This window comes from Pontibacter sp. HJ8, from assembly GCF_054824225.1.
In genome coordinates this window covers 1-20,833 of record NZ_JSYF01000140.1, presented here as the reverse complement: position 1 = coordinate 20,833, position 20,833 = coordinate 1, and the positions used below count along the sequence as shown (strand labels likewise).

The following is a 20,833-nucleotide window of genomic DNA, read 5'->3' as shown; positions in this document are numbered from 1 at the left end:
ATAGAGTCTTTTTTCTTTTATTTTTCTGTCAATGAAAGCAGACGCTTCTCCTTTTATTTTTGCTTTTTCCCACTGCCGTACCGCTTCATCCCGCTTGCCCAGCTTGAAGAGTACATCCCCGTAGTGCTCCACAATAGCAGCGTCTTCGGAGAGGGCCACGGCCTGCTCCAGGTACTTGAGCGCGCCATCATAGTCTTCCAGCTTGTAGAGTACCCAAGCATAGGTGTCCAGGTAAGTCGGGTTCGTCGGATGCTTTTCTACCAGGCGCTTGGCCATTGCCTGTGCTTTGGGCAGCTGCTCGTTTCGGAGAGACAGAAAATAACTGTAGTTGTTGAGCACGTGCTCATTGTCGGCATCAAAGGTGAGAACGGCCTCGTATGCTTCGTCTGATTTTTTATATTCCTTCAGGGAATTGTAGCTGTCTCCCAGCTGGGAGTTAAATTGAGCCACCAGCTCCGGCTCACTGGCAGAAAGCTTTTTGCCGTGTTCCAGTGATTTTACGGCCTTCGCATAATTCTTTTCGATCAGGTGGCCGGTGCCGTTGTAGAACCAGAAAACTGCCTGATTCGGGAAAAGCTCCAGTGCCTGCTCTGAATGCGCAATAAGCGAGTCGGCCTGTGCCAGTTCGGCATCGAGCAACACGATCTGCTGCCAGATCTTGAAGTGCGAGTCATCCAGCTTGACTGCTTTCAGGTAGTTGCTGCGGGCCATTTCTTTTTTGCCTGCTATGGTTTGCAGGTCGCCGGCTACCGCATAGGCTTTTGCTTCTTCCGGGTGCGCTTTGATGGTCAGGTCTACCAGTTCCAGGGATACCCCTTCCAACTGCGGATTGGGCAGCTGGCGTATAAAATCTACCAGGATGCGGACCTTGGTATCAATGTCGAGTTCAGGGCTGGAAAAGGCCTGCTTCACCTGTTTCTCCGACTCCGGCAAATTGCCTTTCTGCCGGTAGAGGTCGGCCAGCATCAGGTGCGCGAACGGATTGTCGGGCTCCACGCGCAAAGCACGGTTCAGGGTTTCAATGGCAATGTCCGGTTTTTGGGACGCATTGTAGAGCTCTGCCTGGGCCAGCAGGTAGCGTACCTCACTTGGGTTGGCGGCGATCAGCTTTTCCCCTTCCGCAAGCGCTTTGCTCACATTCTTCTGGCGCAGGTAGATCTGCTGCCTGTTGACGGAAAGCTGCTCCAGGGCACCGTATTTTTTTTCGATGCGGTCATAGGTCTTCAAGGCATCGTCATACCTGGCCTGTGACAGGTATAGATCGGCCAGGTTGAAGAGGTATTGCTCGGTATCCGGCACGTTGCGCATCAGGTCATTGTATACCTGGGCAGCTTCGGTAAGCTGCTTTTGCTCTGTGTAGAGCTGGGCCAGCAGCAGGTAATAGTAGGTGTTCTTGGGCTCTTTGGCAACGGCTGCCTGCGCAAAGGGCAACCCCGATTGGGGATTTTCCAGCAGCAGGTAGGTTTCTGCCAGCTTATAGTTCAGTGCCGCGTTGTTGGGTGTGACCGTATAGGCCTTCTGAAAATACTTGAGGGCTTCGTTGTAGTCCTCCAGCATGAACTGCTTCATGCCGTCCAGAAACAATGCTTCGCTGAGCTGCTTTTCCTGCTCGCTGGGCTCCGGGGCAGGTAGAACAGCCTGCGCGGCCTCGCTTTTTGCCTTCGCCTTCTTTTTTTTGGAAGACTGCGCCTGGCTTTCGCCTGTCGCAACCAAGGCCAGGCAGCAGGTGGCGAGAACAATGTTTCTGAATCGGGTCATGTAAGTGTGCTATTCTGTAAGCGTATTGTAGTCGCCAAGACTCAGGTCAGACTGGCGCCCTTCGTAGGAAACAAAATTACCTATCATTGAGTTTGCTATGTTCCCGTTTTTAATGGTAGAGTCCTTCTGAACGATCGAATTGCTTACTATGGAGTCCTGCACCCGGGTGTTATCTCCTATAGAAACGTGCGGTCCTACTACCGAATTGTGGATAACAGCATTCTCTCCGATATAAACCGGAGGTATGATAACTGAATTCTGCAGCTGTGCCGAGGAGGCGACCAGCCCGTTTTCATCTTTTATATACTCTAAATAGCGTTGATTGGTGAAAACAGTTGCATTTTTATTGCCGCAATCGAGCCATTCGGAGATGACGGCAGGTATAAATTTGGTGCCTTTGTTTTTCATGTTTTCCAGCGCGTTCGTCAGCTGGTATTCGCCCTTGTCCCGGATGTCGTTATCCAGCAGGTACTGCAGCTCGTGGCGCAGGTATACCCCGTCTTTGAAGTAGTAGATGCCGATGATGGCCATGTCCGAAACAAACTCCTGTGGCTTCTCCACAAAGTCCGTGATCTCGTTGGCTGCGTTGAGCTTGATCACGCCAAATGCCCGCGGGTCTTCCACGCGTTGCACCCAGATGGTGCCGTCGGCATTGGTATCGAGCTGGAAGTCTGCTTTAAACAGGGTATCTGCAAAGGCCACCACTACTTTTCCTTCCAGCGAGTCTTGCGCGCACATAATCGCGTGTGCTGTTCCCAAAGCTTCTTCCTGGTAGTAGATGCTGCCTTTGGCGCCGACGGAAGCCGCAATGTTTTTCAGGTCCTGTTCTACAGCATCTCCGAAGTGACCGATGATGAAGGCAACTTCCTCGATCGGTTCCTGGCATACTTTGGCGATGTCCTCCACGAGGCGCTGTACGATCGGTTTGCCTGCAATGGGTATAAGTGGTTTAGGAATAGTAAGTGTGTGCGGGCGCATACGTTTGCCCATACCTGCCATAGGTACAATAATCCTCATAGCTTATGATTTATTGATTGAAAAATGTTGCCTGAACTGATGCTCCGCAACTATCGGTTCTGGTTAATACTTGATTTTGACTGTTTGGTTTTGGTACCCCGGAAAAAGAAGGAAGCAGGGGTACCCTACCTGTCGATGCGACCGCTATTTCGTGCCGGTGCTGCCGTAGCCACCTGCGCCGCGCTCCGTGTCCGTCAGGGCCTGGGCCTCAGACCACTCTACCCGTTCATAACGGGCCACCACCATCTGGGCCACGCGTTCGCCATCTTCTACCACAAAGTCCTGGTCTGAAAGATTGACCAGCAAAACCTTGATCTCGCCGCGGTAATCTGCGTCAATGGTGCCCGGGCTGTTCACAATGGAGATGCCATGTTTGTAGGCCAGGCCGCTGCGTGGCCTGATCTGTGCCTCGTGTCCTTCAGGCAGCTCTATAAAGATTCCCGTAGGGATGAGGGCGCGTTGCAAAGGCTTGAGGGTAACAGGAGCTTCGAGGTTAGCGCGCAGGTCCATACCTGCCGAGTGCTCGGTCTGGTAAGACGGAAGCGCGTGCCGGGATTGGTTGATGATATTGACCGGTAAGTTCGTGTTGTTCATCTTTAAAAATAAGGATTATTTTTTAGAAAGGAAGTTGTGCCGCTCCCGGAACCAGACCACCCCAGCGAAAACGCCGCAAAGTGCCAGGTGGTATACATGCCGCAGCCAGAAATGTTCGACCGGCACATAAAGCGCTGCCAGCACCAAACCGGTAGCCAGCAGGATGTAGCCAACGATCGTTTTGACAGGGTAGGGGATCGGGTAGTGGCGGTCACCCAGCAGGTAGCATGCCAGCGCCATGCTGAAGTAGCAGATAAGCGTGGCAATGGCAGAGCCCATATAGCCCAGAACAGGTATAAGCAGCAGGTTAAATACAATGGTGATCGCTGCGCCTCCAAAGCTGATGTAGGTGCCAAAGCGGGTCTTATCCGTCAGCTTGAACCATACGGTCAGGTTATAATATACGCCCAGGAACAGGTTTGCCAGCAACAGGACCGGTACGACCATCAGGCCATCCCAGTACTGCGGACCAATGAAAAAGGCAAAGTCTTCCAGGTTGGCAGATATGAACAAAAATATGAAAGCGCAGAAAATCACGAACCACTTCATGACCGTGGCAAATGCTTTCGGGGAATCCTTGTCCTGTGCCTGCGAAAAGAAGAAGGGCTCTGCAGCATAGCGGAAGGCCTGTATGGTAAGCGTCATGAAAATGGCGAGTTTGTAGCAGGCACTGTAGATGCCTACGGCCGCCATGTTGCTTGTGCCGGGGTAGAAGTTTTCGGGTAGCCAGCGTTCCAGCAGGATACGATCGATCACCTCGTTCACCATACCTGCCAAGCCCATGAATAACAAAGGGTACGCGTACTGCAGCATCGGTTTGAGTTGTTCTACCTCCAGCCTGAAACGGAAGATACGAAGCTCGCGCCAGAGCATGGGCAGCAGCAGCGCATTGGCCACCAGGTTGATGAGGAAAATATAGCCTACGCCAAAATCCGGATCATACAGGTAACTGACCAGTGGCCGAAGTTCCTGCAGGTACTGGCCTTCGTAAATTTGGCGAAACAACACCAGGAACAGCAAATTGGCACCTACTGTTATGAGGATGTTGGAAAGCTTGATGGAGGCGAACTTGATGGCTTTGTTCTGAAGCCGCAGCCAGGCAAAGGGTATCGCTACGAGGGCATCGATGGCCAGTACCAGGGCCAGCCAGACAATGTATTCCTCATGATCGGGGTAGCCGATGTAGCGGGCGATAGAGCCTGAAAAAAGAAGCAGTATACCTGTAAATACGGTACTGCTGACCAGTATGGCACTCAACACACGGTTGTATACCGCTTTGGGTTCCGCTTCCGGCCTGTTGGCAAACCTGAAAAAGGCTGTCTCCATGCCATAGGTATACACGATGTTGAAGAAGGCCACAAAGGCGTAGAGGTAGGAGACAATACCGTACTCTTCAGGCAGGAATACCCGGGTATAGATCGGTACCAGCAGGTAGTTCAATGCCCTGCCGACGATACTGCTCAACCCATACGCTGCCGTTTGCCCGACCAGTTTCTTGGCTATGCTCATGTTCTAATTCCGGGGTCGGGTTTCGTAAAATTAAATCCCCTTGAAAGAGGGTTTGCGTTTTTCAAGAAACGCATTGGTGCCTTCTACAAAGTCCTGGGAGCTGCAGCAGCGGGCAAAAGAGTTGGCCTCTGTCTGGTAGCCGTCTTCGTCTTTGTCATAGGCCGCATTCACGCAGTCAATCACCAACCCGATGGCCAGCGGGGCCTTCGTCATGATCTTGCCCAGGATCTCCATACATTTTGGCAGCAATTCTTCCTGGCTTACCACATGGTTCACCAGTCCCAGGCTTTTTGCCTCTGCCGCGCCGATCATGTCAGCCGTCATCAGCAGCTCCATGGCTTTGCCTTTGCCGATCAGTTGGGTCAGGCGTTGTGTGCCGCCGTAGCCAGGTATGAGTCCCAGGTTTACTTCCGGCTGACCAAAACGGGCGCTCTCGCTGGCTACGCGCAGGTGGCAGGCCATGGCCAGTTCGCAACCTCCGCCCAGCGCAAACCCATTGACAGCCGCAATGACCGGTTTGGTGCAGCTCTCGATCATGCTGAACACTTCCTGGCCGCGCTCTGCAAAGCTACGGGCATTCACGTCGCTCAGTTCTGCGATCTCGGCTATATCGGCGCCTGCCACAAAGGCTTTTTCACCGGCTCCGATAAAAATAGCTCCTTTGACAGCCGGATCATCATAGACTTGCTGTATAGCCGTCTTGATTTCCCGTACTGTATCGATGTTCAATGCATTGAGCTTGTCAGCCCGGTTGATGGTGATGATCAGTACGCCATTATCGAGTTGCAGCAACAGGTTATCGTATAGAGACATAATTTATTTTTCTCAGTGATAGAAGTAAATTCAGGCAGCAAATATAACAGTGATTTCATTAAATCCCTAAAGTACAATCCTACAGTGGTCCAGTTCAATCCAATAGCCAGATATCCTTGGTTTTATACTTCTATGCCTGTCCTTTTTATGCTTTTGTTATCTTTGCGGTTCATTTCTCCGCTACTCCAATAATTCACTTATACTTTAGTTTGATGATTAAGCATTTTCTACGCTCTACGATTTTACTAGCCCTGTTGATCAATTTTTGTGTAGCACCCGCTGTGGCGCAGGATGTACCAGCTATACCTGCTGACACAGCTGCTGTCCGTAATATCTGGGATTTTGGCGGGACCGGCACCGTTAATTTCAGCCAGGTAAGCCTCAACAACTGGGCTGCCGGTGGGCAGAGTGCCCTTTCGGTGCTGGGTATACTCAACCTGTATACCAATTATAAAAAAGGAAAGAACACCTGGAACAACACGCTTGACCTGACCTATGGCAGTGTAAAACTGCAGGATCAGCGGCTGCAGAAAAGTGATGACCGGGCCGAGCTCAACCTCAAGTATGGCAGGCAGGCTTCCAGCAAATGGTATTATACAGGGCAGCTGAACGTTCGCACCCAACTTACACCGACCTATACGTCTACCCGGGATACCATCCTCTCCGATTTTCTGTCACCGGCTTTTGTCCTGGCTTCTATCGGTATGGATTATAAACCCAACGCGAAGCTTTCGGTTTTCATCTCTCCCTTTACGGGCAAGTTCACGGCTGTGTACAGCCAGCGGCTGGCAGACATCGGCTACTTTGGGGTGCAGCCTGCTGACAAGGACGCAGAAGGGAACCCGATACCAGGTACAGGTGAACGGTTGCGCGAGGAGTTCGGTGGTTTTGTGAATGTGCGTTTTAAGCATGAGATCTTTAAGAATGTGACCTTGCAATCGAAGGCGGACCTGTTTTCCAATTACCTGCACAATGCAAAGAATATTGACCTGAGTTGGGAGAATATGGTTGACTTTAAAGTCAATAAATTGCTCTCCGCCAGCGTGTTTCTGCATATGATCTACGACGACGATGTCATGGTGGATGTAGATCGCAGCGGGGATGGTATAATGGACGCGAAAGGGCCCCGTTTGCAGTTGAAAGAGACGCTCGGAATTGGATTATCTTATAAATTCGATTAGTAAACTTTCCGGCAGCTTTTCTTGTTATTCGCTAAAAATGTATACTTTAGCGTGATGATTACGTTGTATACTTACAACAAAAAAGAGAATTTATGAAGAAGCTGATTTTATCCATATTTTGTCTTGGTTTGATGTTGGCTTTCTCTGAAGCAAAGGCACAGACTTCTAATTCGAGCACTTCCTTGAACTCCGGGAAGGATGAGTATTGGGGTACAACCAAAGTAAATGAGAAAGGAGCCACAGCAGATGCCGTTGGCACCAGGGCATCGGGTATGGATGTACGTTGGAATGCGTATGAAAATCCGACCCGGAAACGCTTTACCAAAGATTACATCAAAGGCAGTAAGCGCATGGAGGCGATCATGAAGAAGGAAAAGCAAATGCATAAGAAGCACAAGCGCGATAAGCGCCGTCTGGCCAGAATGTCCTTATAAGCTTCTGGTTCTATACCTACTAAAAAGCCCCTGCTGATCAAACAGCAGGGGCTTTTTAGTAGGTATAGGTTTTAGGTATACCTGTGTGGTTATCGTCAGGCTGAAGTGAAAGTACATCAAACAAGAAAGGCCTCCGGATAACCGGAGGCCTTTCTTGTTTGATGTCAAAGCAAACTACAGGGTTCGCTTCACTTCTTTCTCTTCGTAGGCTTCAATGATGTCGCCTATTTCTATCTCGTTATAGCCTTTCAGACTGATACCGCATTCGTAACCTTGTCTCACTTCTGCCGCGTCGTCTTTGAAGCGTTTCAGTGCCAGGATGGCGCCATCGTGTACCACGATACCATCCCGTACCAGACGAACTTTCGCATTACGGTGTATGGTGCCATCTGTCACCATACAGCCGGCAATCGTACCCACTTTTGTGATCTTGAACACGTCACGTACTTCGGCGTTACCCGTGATCTCCTCTTTCATCGTAGGAGCAAGCATACCTTCCATGGCATCTTTCACTTCGTTGATGGCGTCGTAGATGATAGAGTAGAGTCGAACATCGATCTGTTCCTGCTCTGCCAGCTTACGCGCGTTCTGGGAAGGACGAACCTGGAAGCCGATGATGATGGCATCCGAAGCCGAAGCTAACAGTACATCCGATTCCGAGATGGCGCCCACACCTTTGCTGATGATGTTCACCTGTACCTCAGCCGTAGACAGCCTCAACAGGGAGTCAGAAAGTGCTTCTACCGATCCATCCACGTCACCTTTCACGATCACGTTAAGCTCCTTGAAGGTACCGATGGCCAGACGACGACCGATCTCATCCAGGGTGATGTGCTTACGGGTACGCAGGCTTTGCTCACGTTGTACTTGAGCACGGTTGGTCGCAATTTCACGTGCCTCACGCTCAGACTCCATTACCTGGAATTTGTCGCCGGCCTGTGGTGCACCGTCCAGACCCAGTAACTGTACCGGAGTAGACGGACCTGCCTCTTTCATTTTTCTGCCACGGTGGTCTGTCATGGCCTTTACTCTACCGTAGTGAGAACCAGCCAGTACAATATCACCAATATTGAGCGTTCCTGTCTGCACAAGTACAGTAGCTACATAGCCACGGCCTTTGTCCAGGGAAGCCTCGATAACAGTTCCGACTGCTTTTCTGTCCGGGTTTGCTTTCAGCTCGAGTAATTCAGCCTCCAGCAATACTTTCTCCAGCAGTTCAGGTATACCTGCACCTGTCTTGGCAGATACTTCCTGTGACTGGTATTTACCACCCCACTCTTCTACCAGGATGTTCATCTGAGCAAGCTCTTCACGAACTTTATCCGGGTTAGCCGCAGGCTTGTCAATCTTGTTCAGGGCAATGATGATCGGGGAACCGGCCGCCTGGGCGTGGTTGATCGCCTCTTTTGTCTGAGGCATCACCGAGTCGTCAGCTGCTACCACAATGATTACAACGTCCGTTACTTTGGCACCACGGGCACGCATGGCCGTAAAGGCTTCGTGACCCGGCGTATCGAGGAAGGTGACGGTACGGCCGCTCTCTGTCTGCACCTTGTAGGCACCGATGTGCTGCGTGATACCACCAGCCTCACCGGCTGTTACGTTCGCATTTCGTATGTAGTCAAGGAGGGACGTTTTACCGTGGTCCACGTGACCCATGATGGTCACGATCGGGGCACGTTCTGCCAGATCCTCTTCGTTTTCTTCGATTAGTTCTTCAAGTGCCTGCTCGTCCTCACTGGTGATGAACTCAATGTTGTAGCCAAACTCATCGCTTATTACCGTGATGGCTTCTGCATCCAGACGCTGGTTGATGGAAACGAACATACCCAGCTGCATACACACCTTGATCACATCGTTTACACTCACATTCATGAGGGCAGCTAGGTCATTGGCCGAAACGAACTCGGTTACACGCAGTGTCTTAGACTCTGCCTGCTCCTGCATACGGCGTTCTTCGGTCGCATCCGCAATCGCAGAACGCTTCTCGCGGCGGTACTTAGCCCGGTTGCCTCCGCCACTTTTGCCACCGCTGAGTTTTGCCAGCGTGGCTTTGATCTGCTCCTGGATTTCCTTGTCGGTCACCTCCGCTTTTTCAACACGTGGTGCAGGTGCACCGCGATGTCCGCCACGGGCGCCTCCTGGTCCGCCAGGACCGCCTCCTGCTGGTCGCGGAGGGCGATTGCCCTGGTAACCGCCACCGCCTTGCGGACGATTGCCCTGGTAATTGGCTCCCTGTGTTGGACGGTCAGCTCCCTGTCGGGGCTGTCCGGGTGTTCCCTGTTGTCCAGTGGCTCCCGGTTGCTGTGTCTGGCCGCCTTGTTCGGTGGCCACAATGATGCGCTTGCGCTTCTTTTTCTTGCCGGCCTTCCTGTCATCGGAAGACGCTACCGGTTTGGTGCCTTTTCTACGGGAACTATCTGGCAGTTCTATTTTGCCAAGTACCGTAAGGCCTTTCAACTGGTCGGCTTTTGCTGTAATTGTTTCTATCTGTTCTGGTCCTTTTTCTGCAGGAGAAGTTGCAGGCTGCTCGGGTGCCTGCGGTGCCGCTGCTTGCGCAGGAGCTTTTTCTGGTTCGGCAGCAACTGGCTTTTGCTCTGCTGCAGGAGCAGGAGGTGTAGCAGGTTGCCTGGCAGGACTTTCAGCCTTAGGTGCTTCTTCAGCTTTCGGGCTTTCTGTCCTGGGTGCTTCTGGTGCTGCAGGTGCCTGGGCACGGGGTGCTTCGGTTGCTGCAGCTGCTTGTGCCGGCTTCTCAGCTGGCACTTGTGGTGCTGGTGCCTGTGGCATGGCAGCCTGTTCCGGTGCTTTTGGTGCCGGAGCTGGTGCAGCCGGTTGCTCTGCTGCAGCCGCTTTGGGCTCTTCCGGCTTCGGTGTCGGCTTAGGCACCGGGCGTCCTTTAGAGTCCAGCTCTATTTTGCCAAGCACTTTTATACCTGGCAGTTTTGTTTCGATAGGCGCCGGTGCTGGCGGGGCAGGCGAGGCGGCTGCCGGCTTTTGTTCCGCAGTTCCGGCCTTGGGCTGATGCGAATTCTTGATCAGAATTTCCTGTTCCGGCTCTGCAGGCTTCTTTACCTCATGATGCTGCTCTGAATCGACAACCTGGTTGCTTTGAGGCTTCTTGCCGATGTTGAGTTCTTCTGCCTCTATCTTGTCCTGCATAGAGGAAGCATATTCTTTTGCCAGCATACCGAACTGCTCCGCCGTGATTTTGGTAGTGGGTTTGTTTTCCACATCAAAGCCTTTAGCAGAGAGGTAATCTACAATGGTAGCCGTACCAATGTTTAAAGTAGTTGCAACCTGTTTAAGCCTCCTTATTTTGTCTTCTGCCATGTTCTAATATGCTGTCTTTTTATTCTTTAATATGATACTAGTTGCCTACCAGAGGGAAAGGCCAAGCTTCATCTGAATTTCTTTCAAAATTATACGAACGAAGCTCAACTCACAACTATTGATTATCTTCTTCTTCCAACTCTTCCCGCAGAATCGAGAGTACGCTGTCAATTGTCTCTTCTTCCAGCTCTGTTCTGCGCAGCAGGTCTTCCTTCGTTACGGCCAGCACACTCTTGGCTGTGTCCAGACCGATGCGGCGCAATTCTGCAATTACCCAGTCTTCGATCTCATCGGTGAATTCTTCCAGGCTGATATCTTCTTCGTAGGTTTCAGACTCACGGAATACATCGATCTCCATATCGACCAGCTTGCTGGCAAGCTTGATATTCTGGCCACCTTTGCCGATCGCCAGGGATACCTGGTCAGGCTTCAGGAACACAGAAACCCGGCCGTTCTCATTGTCTATCTTCATGCTGGTGATCTTAGCAGGGCTAAGGGCACGCTGAATGTATAGCTCCAGGTTATCGGTGTAGTTGATCACGTCAATGTTCTCGTTTTCCAGCTCGCGCACAATGCTGTGAATACGCGAACCTTTCATACCTACGCAGGCACCTACCGGGTCAATGCGGTCATCAAAAGACTCTACGGCAACTTTGGCACGCTCGCCCGGTTCACGCACGATTTTTTTGATGGCGATCAGTCCGTCGTAGATCTCCGGTACTTCGTTCTCAAAGAGGCGCTCCAGGAAAGCAGGAGCCGTGCGGGAAAGAATGATCTTCGGATTACCGTTTACGATCTCAACGCGTTGCACTACGGCACGCACCTGGTCTCCTTTACGATAACGGTCTTTGGGTATCTGCTCTCCTTTAGGTATAAGCAGTTCGTTTTCTTCCTGGTCCAGCAGCAACACCTCGCGGTTCCATACCTGGTATACCTCGCCGGAGATGATTTCCCCTACCAGGTCCTTGTACTTCTGGAACAGCAGTTCCTTCTCCATGTCCTTGATGCGCTGGATCAGCGTCTGGCGGGCAGTCAATACGGCACGGCGACCAAAGTCTTCCAGTTGTATCTCTTCTGATACTTCTTCTCCTACTTCAAAGTCAGGCTCGATCTTCTGGGCCTCCGATAAGGCGATCTTATCATGGTCCCAGATATCCTCCGAATTGTCGTCTACGATTTCGCGGTTGCGCCAGATTTCCAGGTCACCCTTCTCCACGTTCAGGATGATATCAAAGTTCTCGTCGGTACCCCACTTCTTGCGGATCATCGTACGGAAAACATCCTCCAGGATACGCATCATGGTCGGGCGGTCTATGTTCTTGAATTTCGCAAATTCAGCGAACGACTCGATCAGAACTGAACTGTTCATTATTTTATCATTTAAAAGATATTACAACATTTGCTTTTACAATCTCCCCGAAAGGTATTTGCACAGGCTCATACGTTGCCTTCTTGCCTTTTTGTTTGATTTCTTCTGTCAGGTTTATACCTGTTTCCGTTACTTCTTCCAGCTTGCCGGTTTTCTCCGCGCCGTCCTGGAGTTTGAGCTTCAGGTTACGACCCACATTACGCTTAAATTGTTGCGGCTGCACCAACGGGAAATCCACCCCCGGTGAGCTTACTTCCAGCACATAAGAAATTTCTTCGCCGTACGTCTCTGCAATCTTAGCATTGACGCGGCGGCTGATCGAAGCACACTGGTCAATGGTAATGCCCTGTTCGCCATCGGCCAGTACCGTGATTTTGGGGCGCACAGCCGAATCGGACACTGCCACATCCACTACAAACAGGTCGCCGGCCGGAAGGCTTGCTTCCACCATTGCGCGTATACTTTGTGCCGTTATTGCCATAGTCAAATTTAAGAAAATAAATAAGGGGACCTCGTGTCCCCCTCATCTCCCTGGAAATAATGTCACAAATTTACTACAAAAACATTATATAAACAACAATATGTGTTTAAGTGCCCTGTAAATATATAGTTTCAAAGGTTTTGAGCCAGAGCTTTTGCAGCGTAAGCTGGTTGTGGCGGGTGAACTATTGTAGTAACATATACTATACTTCCAAAAGTTCTGTTCTTCTAGCATTATCTGCAGTTTTTGGCAAGAATATTCTAAGGGCCCGCATGAGAATCCTACACGCATAATTTGTAAGTTTGCCACTGTGGCAGGTACATTCAAAGAAATACGCAGAAAAATCTGGATCATTCTCAACATCCTGGTGGTGCTTTGGGTACTGCTGGGTGTGCTGTGCCTGCAGGTGCCGCCCTATGAATTCTGGCCGGCGGGTTTCCTGGCCTTTTCGCTGCCAGGGGCGCTGGTGCTCAATTTCTTCTTTTTTATTTACTGGCTGCTCCGCGGTTCCTGGTATGTGTTTTTGCCGCTGGCTGTCGTAGGCCTGGGTTGGAACCACTACGGCCGCCTGGTTGCCATCAACTGGGAGCAGGAACCGCCGCAGGGAGCCAAAACACTGCAGGTGCTCAGCTTCAATGTGCACATCTTCAATGCCTATGAAAAAATTGTGCAGGGGGTGCCACAGGTATCCACAGATATGGTAGATTGGATCGCCACGCATCCGGCTGATGTATTCTGTCTGCAGGAATTTTACAGCCGCGTCAACTCCAGTGAGTTCAATAATTTTAACCGCATCGGCAAGCGGTACGACCGGTATGTGTTTGCATCCACCTACCAGGGGGATCGTATCAAAGCTGACCTGGGCATTGCCATCTTCTCCCGGTATCCGATCATACAGGGCAATACCATTTATTTTCCGAACACGCCCAGGCGCAGCGCCAACCGCGCCGCCTGGGTAGACGTGAATGTGAAGGGTGATACGATCCGAATCTACGCCGTACATCTGCAGTCGATGAGCATCAAGGCGGAAGACATTGAAAACACGTACTCTGCCATAGGAGACGAGGCAAGTTTTAAGAAGGAAAGCCGAAACCTGGCGCGCCGATTGCGGATGGGTTTTAAAGAACGTGCCCTGCAGGTGCAGCAGTTGCTGGAACATGTGCGTACTTCGCCTTACCCGGTGATCGTGAGTGGCGACTTTAACGACATCCCGTTCAGCTATACCTACCAGGAACTTGTAAAAGAACTGAACAATTCATTTGAAGAAGCTGGCAATGGGGTCGGGGCTACGTACAACGGACCACTGCCTTTTCTGCGTATTGATAACCAGTTTTACAGCGAAGGGCTGGAAGCGTACGATTTCAAAACACATTACGAGATGGGCCTGTCCGACCACTTTCCGATATCGGCCACGTATGTCATCCAGCCGAAGGGGGATGAATAGGCGGTCAGGGATACAGGTATAATTCGTAGTTTTGCACGGCAGCCTGCCAACCTGAGCGATGGCACTTTTCATGAATTTTAACAGAAGGAGCTCCTCAAAGGCGTTCTTTGGTAAAATATACCATGCAACATACACTGAACCTCTATAATACGCTTACGCGAAAAAAAGAATTATTTGAGCCCCTGCATGCCCCTTTTGTAGGGATGTATGTCTGCGGCCCGACTGTGTACGGGGAACCGCATCTGGGCCACGCCCGCAGTGCCATTACCTTCGATGTGCTGTACCGCTACCTCAAGTACCTGGGTTATAAAGTGCGCTACGTACGCAACATAACCGATGTGGGCCATCTGGAGAATGACGCCGACGAAGGTGAAGACAAGATCCAGAAGCGGGCGAAGCTCGAGCACCTGGAGCCCATGGAAGTGGTGCAGCACTATACCAACGTATACCTGCAGGACATGGCCACGCTCAACACAAAGTCACCGGATATCGAGCCCCGGGCTTCGGGCCACATCATCGAGCAGATCCAGATGATCCAGGAGATACTCGACAACGGCATGGCCTATGAGGTGAACGGCTCGGTCTACTTTGACGTGCCTGCTTATCACAAAGACCATAACTATGGCAAGCTCTCGGGCCGCATCATCGAAGACCTGCTGAGCAACACCCGCGAAACGGAAGGGCACGGGGAAAAGCGCTCACCGCTGGACTTTGCCCTTTGGAAAAAAGCCTCGCCGTCGCACATCATGCGCTGGCCATCACCCTGGAGCGACGGTTTTCCGGGCTGGCACCTGGAGTGCTCGGCCATGAGCCGCAAGTACCTGGGCGATACCTTTGATATACACGGTGGCGGGCTGGACCTGATGTTTCCGCACCACGAATGCGAAATAGCGCAGAGCCAGGCCAGCAACAGCCATTCCGATGCAGCCCGCTACTGGGTGCACAACAACATGATCACAGTTAACGGCCAGAAAATGGGCAAGTCGCTGGGCAACTTCATCAACCTGAGCGAGCTCTTCAGTGGCAATCATACCATGCTGGAGCAGGCCTACAGCCCGATGACGATCCGCTTCTTTATCCTGCAGGCCCACTACCGCAGCACGCTGGACTTCAGCAACGAAGCGCTGCAGGCCGCCCAAAAAGGGTATAGAAAACTGATGAACGGCATGCGTGTGCTGGAGAAGCTCGAGTACCCGGAAGAAGGTATAGCTACCCCGGACGAAAAGCTCAACGAGGAACTGCTGAAGCTGACCGAGGATTGCTTCCGGGGCCTGAACGACGACCTGAATACGGCCCGTACCATTGCATCCTTGTTCAACCTGCTCAAAAAGATCAACAGCCTATACCTGGGGCAGCTGCCCATCGGTTCCCTGACCAGGGGTACGTTCGATACCATCCGGACTGCCTATACCGGGCTGGTGGTGGATGTGCTGGGGTTGAAAGAGGAACCTTCGGGTGGTGTGGAGGACATGCTGGACTTGGTGCTGGGCTTTTACAAAGAGGCCAAAGAATCCAAGGCTTACGATAAAGTAGACGCCATCCGGGCAGAACTGAAAAAGCAGGGAATCGTGATCAAAGACTTAAAAACCGGAATTGACTGGGCTTATGAAGAATAATATGAAATGCCTGGCCATCCTATTGCTTAGCTCGATGAGCCTCAACAGCTGCGACTCGACAGACAAAACCGAAAGCAATGAAAAAGCACGTGTGGAAGAAGAGGCGGCTACCGTACAGGCGCCGGCTTTCAATGCAGATTCAGCTTACTATTTTGTAGAGCGGCAGGTGGCCTTCGGACCGCGCGTACCCAACACAGCCGAACATTACAAGGCAGGGGAGTGGCTGATCGAAACGCTGCGCTCCTATGGAGCCGAGGTACAGGTGCAGAGTTTCCAGGCAAAAGCCTTTGATAGCAAGATGCTCAACCTGCGCAATATCATTGCGACCATCAACCCGGGAGCAGCCAAGCGTGTGGTGCTGGCCGCCCACTGGGACACGCGACCTTTCGCTGACAAAGACGACCAGAACCAGGACAAGCCGATACAAGGTGCCAATGACGGCGGTAGCGGCGTGGGCGTGTTGCTGGAGATAGCGCGCACCCTGCACACGGCAGAGCAGAAGCCAGGTATAGGTATAGACATCATCCTGTTTGACGGGGAAGATTACGGGCAGCCGGACGAAAGTGATTTTCCGTACCAGAACGATACCTGGTGCCTGGGTTCGCAGTATTGGAGCAAGAACAAACATGTGCCCAACTACAAAGCCCAGTATGGCATCCTGCTGGACATGGTCGGAGCCGAAAATGCGAAGTTTGCGCGGGAGGGGACCTCGATGCAGTATGCCCCTAACATCGTGGACAAGGTATGGCGTGCGGGCAACAAGATCGGCTATTCCGACTACTTCAAGTATACCAAAGCACCGGCCATCACCGACGACCATTTCTATGTCAATACAGTAGGCGGTATTCGCATGATCGATATCATCGAGTATAACATGGGCGCAGCCGACGGCGATTTCTTCGGTCCCTACCATCACCGCCATACCGACACCATGGAGATCATCAGCCCCAACACCCTCAAAGCGGTAGGGCAGACAGTGCTGCACGTGTTGTATAACGAGTAGGCTATACCTTTACCTCACATAAAAAAAGGACACCGTTGGGGGTGTCCTTTTTTTATGTGAGGTAAACGGTGGTTTTACTGCCGACTCACGACGTTATCCTGCCCCATTCTTTCTACCGTTACCTGCGCGAATTCCTGCGACGCATTCTGAAGATCAGAAGGGTTGTATGTGCTGGACTGGGCCGACCACACCAGGTTTTCAGTCTCTACGTCGTAGAGGTTTGCCTCCAGGAAATAGATTTTATCCTCTGTGTAATACCCCGGATCGTACATCATCGGGGACCAGTAAGTATAATAACCGCTGAACCTGCCATACCATCCAAAGCGGGTGATGGGGGCATAGGTATAGTTGCCGGGTACGTAGCGCGTCTCTTTTTCCTGGTCTACCAACGCCACCGTCATGATACCGTCGTAGCCATTGCTTCTCACTTTTTCCATGATCGCATTCACATCCGGGCCATTTTCGCCTGAAGAGGTGGGAGGGAAGAGCTCGATGCTCTTGGCCGCTGTTACCCCCTGCTTCTGCAGTTGTGCCTGCAGGTCATTCTCCACTTGCTGCCTGGCCACGACATTATTTGTCATAGCCACGATGACCAGGTTGTTGTATTGTTTGGAAGCTGCTTCCGGGCTCTTCCATGCACCCGTTATCTGGGTAGAAGGGGCGCAGCCCTGGAAAGCTATACTGACCAGAAGAGCTGCGGCGATCGCAAAAAGCGTTCTGTATGGTGGATGGATAAGAAGTTTCATAGCGTGTCGGTATAAGGTTAAGCCTGCTTCTAGATACGTTACTAAGGATGTAAAGTATTAATTTAAAGGTATAATTTTGTGTTTATGCGTGCTGTCGGAGCGTCCTCTATTCGGGTACAGGACCGAAACAGGCTAATTTAAGCGGCTTAGGTGAGATGCCTCCAATAGTTGTGCTGTAACAGATAAGCTCCTAGCACCCTTTCAGAGCCGCCTGCCTGCAAAGCAGGCGAGCGTTTGTAGCTAAAGCTATACCTGTTGCAGCAACCTTTTTCAGGAGTTAAAGTATTGTCTGTGAGCATACCGGCTGACTGAAAGTGCTTGCTTCTTCCTTGTCCCGAAACCCGTTTGTAGAGTATGGTTTTCCAACATTTTCCGTAGGTATAGGTAAAGCAGGACGTCAGGTAGTATGAGCGTAGGATGAATTTTCATCTTCATATCTTCACATGAGTAGCACGTGTTCCATATTCCCTTTATTAACTGATAAAAAGAATGACGTACGAAAACATCCTTTCCCTATTGGGTGCTGAAGCAGAAGAACTGTTGCAGTATGAAAGCAAAACTATTTCCAAAGAGCTGATCCATGCCCCGGGCCCGGACTTTGTGGACAGAATCTTTGTGCAGTCGAACCGTAGTCCGCAGGTATTGCGCAGCCTGCAGCAACTGTTCAATCACGGCCGTTTAGGTGGTACCGGTTACCTGTCCATCCTGCCGGTAGACCAGGGTATCGAGCACACGGCTGGTGCCTCCTTTGCGCCCAACCCGATCTATTTCGATCCGGAAAACATCATCAAACTAGCCATGGAAGGCGGTTGCAATGCAGTGGCTACCACTTTCGGCAACCTAGCCATGATGTCGCGGAAGTTTGCGCACCGCATTCCGTTTGTGGTAAAGATCAACCACAACGAGCTGATGACCTATCCCAACAAGTATGACCAGATCATGTTCGGGTCTGTGGATGAGGCCTGGAACCTGGGCGCAACGGCCGTAGGCGCCACGATCTATTTTGGTTCGGAAGAATCTTCGCGCCAGATCATCGAGGTGGCAGAAGCCTTCGAAAGAGCACACCAGCTAGGTATGGCAACCATCCTCTGGTGCTATACCCGCAACAATGCCTTCAAGAAAGATGGGGTAGACTATCACGTGGCCGCCGACCTGACGGGGCAGGCCAATCATCTGGGGGTAACGATCCAGGCCGACATCATCAAGCAGAAACTGCCGGAGAACAACGGGGGCTTCAAAGCCATTGGTTTTGGCAAGTATCACGAGAAAATGTACACCGAACTGACGACCGATAACCCGATCGACCTCACCCGCTACCAGGTGGCCAACTGCTACATGGGCCGCGCCGGGCTGATCAATTCCGGTGGCGAGTCCAAAGGCGAATCGGATCTGACAGATGCCGTACGCACGGCGGTGATCAACAAGCGCGCGGGCGGTATGGGCCTGATCTCCGGCCGCAAGGCGTTCCAGAAAGATATGAAAGCAGGAGTGGAACTGCTGAACGCCATTCAGGATGTTTATCTGGCAAATGATATTACACTTGCATAAGCTGTAGCAGAACTGCTGATAATTAACTAATTTTATGGCCTGCTTTAGAAATGCTCTTTTCAGGAGCATACCGGAGCAGGCCATATTGTTTACTATGCTGCTGTAAATTAGGTGTTTACCGCGTATGGCACGATAACCTTTTAATGTGCTGCAAGCACGACGGAAATTATATATGATGCCTTGGTTTAAACGAGTAGAGAAAGGAATTAGCACGCCGACAGAGGAGAAAAAAGAAACTCCCGACGGACTGTGGTACAAGTGCCCCGAATGTAAGACTGTTACCAGCATGACGGAGCACCGGAAAAACCTGAATACGTGTGTGAAGTGTAATCATCATGATCGTATAGGCTCCAAAGAATATTTTGCTATTCTGTTTGATGACAATAAGTTCACTGAGCTGGATGAGAACATGACCTCGGGTGACCCCCTGAATTTCGTTGACTCCAAACCCTACCCGGATCGTACTGTGGCGACGCAGCGCAAAACAGGGCTCAAGGATGCCGTGCGCACAGCGTATGGTAAGTCGGGTGGGATCGATATCACCATCGCCTGTATGGACTTTGCCTACATCGGCGGCTCCATGGGCTCGGTGGTAGGCGAGAAGATCGCCCGGGCCATAGACCATGCCCGTAAAACCCGCACTCCGTTTATGATGATCTCCAAGTCAGGAGGTGCCCGTATGATGGAAGCAGGCTTTTCGCTGATGCAGATGGCCAAGACTTCTGCCAAGCTGGCCTTGCTCTCCGAAGAAAGACTTCCCTACATTTCGTTGCTGACAGATCCGACTACGGGCGGGGTAACTGCTTCTTACGCCATGCTGGGTGACTTCAACATTGCGGAGCCTGGTGCTCTTATTGGTTTTGCCGGCCCACGCGTTATCAAAGAAACCATTGGCAAGGATCTGCCAAAAGGCTTCCAGAGCGCTGAGTTTGTGTTGGAGCACGGCTTCCTGGACTTTATCGTGGACCGTAAGGAATTGAAGCAACGCCTGAGCGACCTGCTGGGTATGCTGGCTTCCACGAACCCTGAAAACGGGGAAACTGCCAAGATCCGCAAAACAGTGAAGTCTTCTTAGAATTGCATCGGAATACTTAAAATACACAGAAGGCCTGCTATGCAAGTGTAGCAGGCTTTTTCTTTGATCAGAGCACCTGCAACAGGTATAGGACAGGGCAAGAGCCGGATTTGATTTAAACTTTTTCGCTCAGCAGAAGTAATAGTTTGCTTAGAGCACAATATTGTGCCTATGTTTGGCATTAGTATTGCGAAGGTTGCTAACGGTGCAGTTTTGTATCCCGCTTTTGAATAATACTAGCTTAAAACCAATTAAAAATTTACACATTTTTGACCCTATGAAATTAGTAAAACTATCGTTGACATCATTTCTTGCAGCTACTATGCTGTTCACTTCCTGCCAGACCACAGCGCCAACAACCTCTGGTACAGGTGATACATCTACCGCTACTGGTAATACAACCGGCACCAGCACAACAACCCAGGATAAGCCAGGTATGAAAAAGACCACGAAAGGTGGCCTCATCGGTGCCGGCTCCGGGGCAGTGATCGGTGGTGTGATCGGTAACAGAATGGGTAACACGGCTGCAGGCGCTATCATCGGTGCTGCTGTAGGTGGTGCTACCGGCGCTGTGATCGGCCGCAGAATGGACAAGCAGGCAGAAGAACTGGAGAAGAGCATGGAAAATGCGAAAGTAGAGCGTGTAGGCGAAGCCATCCGTGTTAACTTCGATTCAGGAATCCTGTTTGCTGTGAGCTCTGCTGAGCTGAGTGCAACTGCCAAAAAAGATATAGACGGACTGGCAGAAACCCTGAAGAAGTACGAAGGCACGAACATCATCATCGAAGGCCATACCGACAACACCGGTAGCCGCGAGCTGAACCAGGGCTTGTCGGAGCGCCGTGCGCAGGCTGTAGCCAACTATGCCCGTACACGTGGCGTGGATGCATCCCGTATGCAGGCGAAAGGCTATGC

Annotated in this window: 17 protein-coding genes; 8 read left to right on the top strand and 9 right to left on the bottom strand. The window is 51.3% G+C overall.

The window, feature by feature from the left end; all coding sequences use genetic code 11:
- The 5 genes from OB13_RS07595 to OB13_RS07575 form a co-directional block, all read right to left on the bottom strand.
- Positions 1 to 1,758, bottom strand: a 1,758-nt coding sequence (locus OB13_RS07595) for a tetratricopeptide repeat protein (protein WP_461489556.1), incomplete at its 3' end; no start/stop codon positions are given.
- A 9-nt stretch (positions 1,759 to 1,767) separates the two neighbouring features.
- The gene (locus OB13_RS07590) at positions 1,768 to 2,775 is read right to left on the bottom strand and encodes a sugar phosphate nucleotidyltransferase (protein ID WP_461489555.1); all 1,008 of its coding nucleotides are present in this window, start codon (positions 2,773 to 2,775) and stop codon (positions 1,768 to 1,770) included.
- Positions 2,776 to 2,919: 144 nt separating this feature from the next.
- Positions 2,920 to 3,369 (bottom strand): dUTP diphosphatase, encoded by a 450-nt coding sequence (dut, locus tag OB13_RS07585; RefSeq protein WP_461489554.1) that lies wholly within the window; start codon positions 3,367 to 3,369, stop codon positions 2,920 to 2,922.
- Between the two features lie 15 nt (positions 3,370 to 3,384).
- A complete protein-coding gene (locus OB13_RS07580; RefSeq protein WP_461489553.1) occupies positions 3,385 to 4,878 on the bottom strand; it encodes a lipopolysaccharide biosynthesis protein in 1,494 nt (497 codons plus the stop codon).
- A 30-nt stretch (positions 4,879 to 4,908) separates the two neighbouring features.
- Complete coding sequence (locus OB13_RS07575) at positions 4,909 to 5,691, bottom strand: enoyl-CoA hydratase/isomerase family protein (RefSeq protein WP_461489552.1); 783 nt, start codon at positions 5,689 to 5,691, stop codon at positions 4,909 to 4,911.
- Positions 5,692 to 5,903: 212 nt separating this feature from the next.
- On the opposite strand from OB13_RS07575, the gene OB13_RS07570 reads away from it, so the two are divergent.
- Positions 5,904 to 6,872, top strand: a complete 969-nt coding sequence (locus tag OB13_RS07570) for a DUF3078 domain-containing protein (protein ID WP_461489551.1) — start codon at positions 5,904 to 5,906, stop codon at positions 6,870 to 6,872.
- A gap of 92 nt (positions 6,873 to 6,964) precedes the next feature.
- Positions 6,965 to 7,306 carry a hypothetical protein gene (locus OB13_RS07565; RefSeq protein ID WP_461489550.1) on the top strand — a complete coding sequence of 114 codons (342 nt, stop codon included), beginning with the start codon at positions 6,965 to 6,967 and terminating at the stop codon, positions 7,304 to 7,306.
- A gap of 174 nt (positions 7,307 to 7,480) precedes the next feature.
- Here OB13_RS07565 and infB read toward each other — a convergent pair whose 3' ends face one another.
- The 3 genes from infB to OB13_RS07550 form a co-directional block, all read right to left on the bottom strand.
- Positions 7,481 to 10,636: a translation initiation factor IF-2 gene (gene infB, locus OB13_RS07560; protein ID WP_461489549.1), complete on the bottom strand. Its 3,156-nt coding sequence runs from the start codon at positions 10,634 to 10,636 to the stop codon at positions 7,481 to 7,483.
- 115 nt (positions 10,637 to 10,751) lie between these two features.
- Positions 10,752 to 12,005 carry a transcription termination factor NusA gene (nusA, locus tag OB13_RS07555; RefSeq protein ID WP_461489548.1) on the bottom strand — a complete coding sequence of 418 codons (1,254 nt, stop codon included), beginning with the start codon at positions 12,003 to 12,005 and terminating at the stop codon, positions 10,752 to 10,754.
- A 7-nt stretch (positions 12,006 to 12,012) separates the two neighbouring features.
- Entirely contained in the window at positions 12,013 to 12,486 is a 474-nt protein-coding gene (locus OB13_RS07550) for a ribosome maturation factor RimP (protein WP_461489547.1), read from the bottom strand.
- 310 nt (positions 12,487 to 12,796) lie between these two features.
- On the opposite strand from OB13_RS07550, the gene OB13_RS07545 reads away from it, so the two are divergent.
- The 3 genes from OB13_RS07545 to OB13_RS07535 all read left to right on the top strand — a co-directional run bounded on the left by OB13_RS07545 (position 12,797) and on the right by OB13_RS07535 (position 16,549).
- A complete protein-coding gene (locus tag OB13_RS07545) occupies positions 12,797 to 13,930 on the top strand; it encodes an endonuclease/exonuclease/phosphatase family protein (protein ID WP_461489546.1) in 1,134 nt (377 codons plus the stop codon).
- Positions 13,931 to 14,052: 122 nt separating this feature from the next.
- A complete protein-coding gene (gene cysS, locus OB13_RS07540; RefSeq protein ID WP_461489545.1) occupies positions 14,053 to 15,546 on the top strand; it encodes a cysteine--tRNA ligase in 1,494 nt (497 codons plus the stop codon).
- The gene (locus OB13_RS07535) at positions 15,536 to 16,549 is read left to right on the top strand and encodes a M28 family peptidase (protein WP_461489544.1); all 1,014 of its coding nucleotides are present in this window, start codon (positions 15,536 to 15,538) and stop codon (positions 16,547 to 16,549) included. The genes cysS and OB13_RS07535 overlap by 11 nt, the downstream gene beginning before the upstream one ends.
- Before the next feature lie 74 nt (positions 16,550 to 16,623).
- On the opposite strand, the gene OB13_RS07530 is transcribed toward OB13_RS07535, so the two are convergent.
- Complete coding sequence (locus OB13_RS07530) at positions 16,624 to 17,295, bottom strand: hypothetical protein (RefSeq protein ID WP_461489543.1); 672 nt, start codon at positions 17,293 to 17,295, stop codon at positions 16,624 to 16,626.
- Between the two features lie 489 nt (positions 17,296 to 17,784).
- Between OB13_RS07530 and OB13_RS07525 the strand changes: the two genes are divergently transcribed.
- The 3 genes from OB13_RS07525 to OB13_RS07515 form a co-directional block, all read left to right on the top strand.
- On the top strand, positions 17,785 to 18,843 hold the full coding sequence (locus OB13_RS07525; RefSeq protein ID WP_461489542.1) for a class I fructose-bisphosphate aldolase: 1,059 nt from the start codon (positions 17,785 to 17,787) through the stop codon (positions 18,841 to 18,843).
- A 175-nt stretch (positions 18,844 to 19,018) separates the two neighbouring features.
- Complete coding sequence (accD, locus tag OB13_RS07520; protein WP_461489557.1) at positions 19,019 to 19,918, top strand: acetyl-CoA carboxylase, carboxyltransferase subunit beta; 900 nt, start codon at positions 19,019 to 19,021, stop codon at positions 19,916 to 19,918.
- Positions 19,919 to 20,354: 436 nt separating this feature from the next.
- The coding region (locus tag OB13_RS07515; RefSeq protein WP_461489541.1) for an OmpA family protein at positions 20,355 to 20,833 on the top strand (479 nt) is incomplete at its 3' end.